The sequence below is a fragment of the uncultured Nevskia sp. genome (assembly GCF_903885465.1).
In the GTDB taxonomy this organism is placed as follows: Bacteria; Pseudomonadota; Gammaproteobacteria; order Nevskiales; family Nevskiaceae; genus Nevskia.
In genome coordinates this window covers 1-5,481 of sequence record NZ_CAISIQ010000309.1, presented here as the reverse complement: position 1 = coordinate 5,481, position 5,481 = coordinate 1, and the positions used below count along the sequence as shown (strand labels likewise).

The window sequence follows — 5,481 nt, the reverse complement described above, 5'->3', positions numbered from 1 at the left end:
TCGCTGCGCTACTTCTGGACTCCGCGAACGCCGCAGGGCCTGGCCACCGATCTCGATCGGGTGCTGCGCTTCTATGCCGCCCACTGGAAACGATCGAAGGCGCTGCTGATCGGTTACTCACAGGGTGCCGATGTGCTGCCGTTCGCCGTCAACCGCCTGCCGGCAGCGTCCAAGGACCTGGTCACACGAACCGTGCTGATGGGCCTCGGCGAAAAGGCGGCGTTCGAGTTCCACCTCGGCAACTGGGTCGGCGACGACGATGGCGGCGAGCCGATCCTGCCGGAGGCCAGCAAGCTGAGCGCGTCTTCCGCGCTGTGCCTGTACGGACAGGACGAGGATGACTCGCTGTGTCCGAAGATCCCGCCGGGGCATGTCCATGCCATCGCCCTGGCCGGCGGTCATCACTTCGATGGCGACTACGACAAGCTGGTGGAATTGATTCTGTCGAGCCCCAAGTAGCGCTGGCATCGATCCCGGAACCGCAGCGGCAGCAATGACGCTGCGGTTCGAAGACGCTGCCAATGTTTCAAATGTAATGACCGGGACGGCAGATGAAATCAGCCGTTCCAGACCGCCGCCCAGCATCCACTCACGAGTGGGATGGCGGCGGACCTCCGCACTAGTCCTCCTCGTGATTGCCATGCCGGCCTGCTTGGCGCGGCATGGCTCATTCACTTGAACCATCGAGAGCTAGCCATGCGCGTCTTTCATCGTCATCACCTCGCCGCCGCCCTGATCCTCGTCTCCGGGTCGGTGTTCGCTGAAGCCAGCATCGACGAGGTGTATCGGACGGCGGCCGCGGGGCATCTGTCCGAAGCCCAGTCGATGATGCAGGACGTGCTCAAGGCGCATCCGGACAGCGCCAAGGCGCACTTCGTCGAAGCGGAACTGCTGGTTCGCCAGAACAACAACGGCGCCGCACGCGCCGAGCTCGCCAAGGCGACAGCCATCGATCCCGGCCTGGCCTTCGCCAAGCCGCAGGCGGTGGAGGCTCTGAAGACGAGCCTGGGTGCGACACGCCAGGATCGTCCGCTCCAGGCTTCCAGCCCGGCGGCCTCGCGCGGCATGAGCTTCTGGTTCTGGCCGTTGGCCGTCGGCCTGCTGATCGCGGCCCTGATGTGGAAACTGGGCCGCAATCGCGGTTTCAGTCCGGCGCCCGCTGCGCGCATGGCCACGCCTTATGGCGAAACGCCGTCGCCCGCGTACGGCCCAGCAGCGCCCGCGGCCGCGCCCGGTGTCGGCTCAGGTTTGCTGGGTAGCCTCGCGACCGGTGCTGCGATCGGTGGCGGCATGGTCGCCGGCGAAATGCTCGTGCATCGCTTGCTGGATGGCCCATCCGAACGGGGTGGCGGCTATGCACCGACCAACAATGATCGGGCCAATAATCAGGATCGATTTCCGGATCAGGCGCCGGTCGATCAGACCATGGGCGGCCAGGACTTCGGCATCGATAACGCCAGCAGCTGGGATGACGACAGCAGCCGGAGTGATGACGGCGGCTGGTAGATCAGATCAAGGCTAGGCGAACTGCGGCTGCCACTGCTGCGCCTCGGCTGCCCACCGCCAGCTTGCTGTAGATGTTGTGCAGATGCCATTTGACCGTTGGTACCGATACCAGCAGCGCGTCTGCCAGCTTTTGATTAGTCAATCCGGCCTGCAGAAGACGGAGCAGTTCGATCTCACGACTGGTCAGTGACTCGACTGTCTCCGTCGCTGCTCCAGCGGGACAGGCTTCTTCCGCGCGAATGGCTCTGCGATCACCGCCGAGATTCGAGGCCAGCCAATGCTGCAGATCGAGCAGCGGCCTGAGGTCTGCCGCGGAGGCATCGGCTCGCCGCTCGCTGATCAAGGCCAGCACCGGCAGCAGCGGACGACCCGCTGCGAGGATTGGATAGGCGTGGAACTCCGCCGCTGCAGAAGACAGCGCGCGATTGAGCTGGCGCGCGGCTTCCTTCTGCTGGCCCAGATCCCATAGCGCAATCGCGCGGTGGGTGGTCACGGTCAGAAAGAATCCGCCGCAGGATTCGGCGCCGCGCGTCTGTTGCAGCGTGGTCAGCAGGCGTAAGGCCGACTTCGCGTCGCCGTAGGCCAGCTTGAAGCGCGCATCGATCAGCTTCAACGCATCTCGCTGTGCACGCGAAACAAGGTCATTGCCGGATTCCGCATCAAGGAGACGTGTGCGCCGTGCCGTCGCAGCTGCGCCGGTGATGTCGCCGGCGGTGATCTGCAGCGAGGCCTCCTCTTGAGCAAGAGCCAGGTAGAGCCTGCGGTGCTTTTCGCGCAAGGCGGCATCTTGGCCTTCCTGCAATACCTGGACGGCGAGATCCAGCCGGCTCCGGCAAGCATGGAGCCTTGCCTCATTGCGCAGCGCCACGAGCTGTGGTTCCACAGGGCCGAAGATTTCCTTGAAGGCGCGGCCCCTCTCGATATGAGTCATGGCGCGTTCGAAGTCGCAGTGCTGCACGGCGATCTCCGCGTCCAGCAGCGCCGACAGCCCGGCGACGTAACTCTTCTGTCCCAGGCCCAGACCTTGAGAATCCCGGTGCACGCGTTGACCCAGGCTGCTGGCTGCTCGCAGCTGGCCCAGCTCCACGTCGATCATGCCGTGCAGGAAATCGCCCCAGGCAGACAGATAAGCCGCATCGGCACCGTGGCCATGCTCGTGCGCCAGGAGTGCGTACTCGCGGCTGCGCTCGAAATTGCGCAGCGCAAAGTAGCCGTAGCTGAGGCAGTTCGACAGCGTCGCGATCAGGAACGGTTCGTTCGCCGGCACCTGGGCGAACAGCGTGGTGGCGCGGGTCACGCAGTCATCGATGTCGTCCGAGCAGGCCTTGGTGGCGGCCTGCACGGTCTGCGCCCAGAGCAGCCAGCGATCACGTTCGCTCGGCGACAAATCCCAGGCAGGCGGTTGTTCCACCGACAGCAGATCGATCGCCCGCTGAGACACCTCCATGGCCCGCGTCGTGTCTCTGGAGAAAGCGCATGACCAGGCATGACTCAGCAGAATCTCGGGCCTGCGTGTGTGGAACTCGGCTGGCAAAAGGCGCATCCAGTCACGCACGGTGTAGTGATCGCCCCGAAACAACGAGGCGCGAATCGCATGGCGGGCGATCAGGTCGGCCGCCAGCTCGAAGTGTTCGGCGTCGAGCGCATAGCGGATGGCTTCGGTCGGATAGCCGTTGAGCTCAGACCATTTGGCGGCGCGAAAGCAGGCGTCGCGATAGCCTGCTGGATCGGTCTTGCGAAAGGCGTGCTGAAGAAATTCCGCGAACAGGTGGTGGTAGCGGTACCACTGGCCTTCGCGGTCGAGCGCGATCAGGAACAGGTTGGCCTGGCCGATGTAATCCAGCATCGCCCGGGCATCGTCCTGTTGCGTGGTCGCTGCGCAGAGATCAGCGCGCATCCGCCGCAGCGGTGAGGTTTGCAGCAGGAACGAGCGAATGTGCTCGGGCTGAGCTCGGAGCACGGACTCCACCAGATAGCGCGTCAGTTCGAGATCGCGGCCGGAGAAGGTGCTGATCAGCTCCGCCGCAGGTCCCTTGTGCCGGCGCAGAGCCAGCGCCGCCAGTTGCACACCGGTCGGCCATCCTTCTGTGGAATCCAGCAGCGATTGCAGATCGCTGCTGGACAGTTGCAGCTGGTGATAGCGGCTCAGGAATGCCTCGATCTCCGAGCTGCTGAAATTGAGATCTTCCTGGCCAATCTCGGTGACCAGGCCGGAGACCAGCAGCTTCGCGAGATGAAGCGGCAGCTGATGCCTGCTCGCGATCACCAGGGAAAGATCGCGTGGCAAATGCGCGGCGAGACGATCGAGGAAGCGCAGGATTCCAGGTTCGGAGATGTGCTGGAAGTCATCGAGAAAAATGGCGCCGGGTGTCGACAAGGCACTCAGACGGCTGCCTAGACGGTCGAACAGGCTGTCGTAATCCCGCACCGGATTGGCCCCGAGCGCGGTCAGCTCGTCTCGGGCAAAGCCTGGTTCGATGGCTTGCAACGCGCTGATGAAGTACAGCGCGAAGGTGGCCGGATCGTTGTCTTCGGCATCGAGACCCAGCCAGCTCGCCGCAACCTGTTGGTCAACGAAAGCTTGATGCAGCTCGGTCATCAGGTTCGACTTGCCGGAGCCGGCAGGCGCGACGATGACGATCAGCCGATGTAGTGGCAGCCCATCGACCGCCCTGGCCACAAAGCTCGCACGCGAGATGGCACGCGAATCCTGCATCGGCGGCGCCAACTTGCTGGCGATCAGGCCATCGCGCAGCGCGCCCAGGTCGGGCTGTGTCATCTGGCTGTTCATCGGAGGCCTAGCGGGCAGGGTCGCGGATCATAGGTGGCCATCGTCGCCGCTGACCATCTTCGGCACACCCATCCTTGGATCGGTTTTTTGACCGTGGCAGATCCTTACTCTCCCGCCATGACCTTTCCGTCACGGCATGCCGCAGGTATCCGTCAGACGGTTGGGCAGGCGTCCGGGCTTGACGGGCGCAGCCACACGCACTGGATGGAGATCCGATGATGAGCAATTCCCAAATGGCCCCGGCTGACACGGCGCCGCAGTCCACCTACCGGGACGACAAGCGACACTGGTGGTGGCTGCCGCTGCTGGTCGCGATTTCGCCGGTGCTGGGCGTTTACCTCGCGGCAACCACGAGCCAGAACCTCTGGCTGTGGATCACGCCCATCCTCTGGTACGCCGTGCTGCCGGTCGCCGACTGGCTGGTAGGGCGCGACACGCGCAATCCGTCCGACGCCGCGGTGCCCAGCCTGGAGTCGGACCGCTATTACAAGTTCCTGGTCTACGCCTCGATCCCGCTGTTCTACGTGACCTGGATCGTCGGAGCCTGGGCGGTGGCGACACAGGATTACGGCTGGGTCGGATACCTGGGCGTCAGCCTGTCCGTGGCCCTGACCAATGGTCTGGCCCTGGTCGTGGGTCATGAGATCGGACACAAGACCGGGCGCTTCGAGAAGCGTCTCGCCCAGGTGGTGCTCGCAGTCCCGGCCTACGGGCATTTCTCCGCCGAGCACAATCGCGGCCATCACAAGGATGTGGCGACACCGAACGATCCCGCTTCCTCGCGCTTCGGCGAATCGCTGTACGCCTTCGTCCTGCGCGAAATTCCGGGCGCCTTGAGTCGTGCCTGGCACGACGAGAAAACGCGTCTCGCGCGTGCTGGCAAAGGGCCGTGGAGCCTGTCCAACGAGTTACTGCAATCTTTCTCGATCACTGCCGTGCTTTATGGCGCGGCGCTGGTGCTGCTGGGGCCCGTGATCATTCCGTTCCTGCTGATCTCGACGTTCTGGGGCTGGCAATTCCTGTCGACCTCCAACTACATCGAGCACTACGGCCTGCTGCGTCAGCAGCTGCCAGATGGCCGCTTCGAGCGTTGCCGCCCCGAGCATTCCTGGAACGCCGACCACGTCATTTCCAACCTGATGCTCTACCACCTGCAGCGCCACTCGGACCACCACGCGCGGCCG

At 64.1% G+C, this 5,481-nt stretch carries 4 protein-coding genes; 3 read left to right on the top strand and 1 reads right to left on the bottom strand.

From position 1 onward, the window contains the following. Both QZY06_RS12080 and QZY06_RS12075 read left to right on the top strand, forming a co-directional pair. Nucleotides 1-459, top strand: a 459-nt coding sequence (locus tag QZY06_RS12080) for an AcvB/VirJ family lysyl-phosphatidylglycerol hydrolase (RefSeq protein WP_295684623.1), incomplete at its 5' end; no start/stop codon positions are given. Nucleotides 460-696: 237 nt separating this feature from the next. Continuing rightward, on the top strand, nt 697-1,506 hold the full coding sequence (locus tag QZY06_RS12075; protein WP_295684619.1) for a tetratricopeptide repeat protein: 810 nt from the start codon (nt 697-699) through the stop codon (nt 1,504-1,506). 1 nt (nt 1,507) lies between these two features. On the opposite strand, the gene QZY06_RS12070 is transcribed toward QZY06_RS12075, so the two are convergent. Beyond that, nucleotides 1,508-4,285 carry a LuxR C-terminal-related transcriptional regulator gene (locus QZY06_RS12070; RefSeq protein ID WP_295684616.1) on the bottom strand — a complete coding sequence of 926 codons (2,778 nt, stop codon included), beginning with the start codon at nt 4,283-4,285 and terminating at the stop codon, nt 1,508-1,510. Nucleotides 4,286-4,515: 230 nt separating this feature from the next. Between QZY06_RS12070 and QZY06_RS12065 the strand changes: the two genes are divergently transcribed. Next, a partial coding sequence (locus QZY06_RS12065) for an alkane 1-monooxygenase (RefSeq protein ID WP_295684613.1) occupies nt 4,516-5,481 on the top strand: 966 nt, incomplete at its 3' end.

Excerpts from the sequence above, each read along its gene's own strand:
- QZY06_RS12075 (WP_295684619.1), top strand. The coding sequence starts at position 697 with ATGCGCGTCTTTCATCGTCATCACCTCGCCGCCGCCCTGATCCTCGTC.
- QZY06_RS12070 (WP_295684616.1), bottom strand. The coding sequence starts at position 4,285 with ATGACACAGCCCGACCTGGGCGCGCTGCGCGATGGCCTGATCGCCAGC.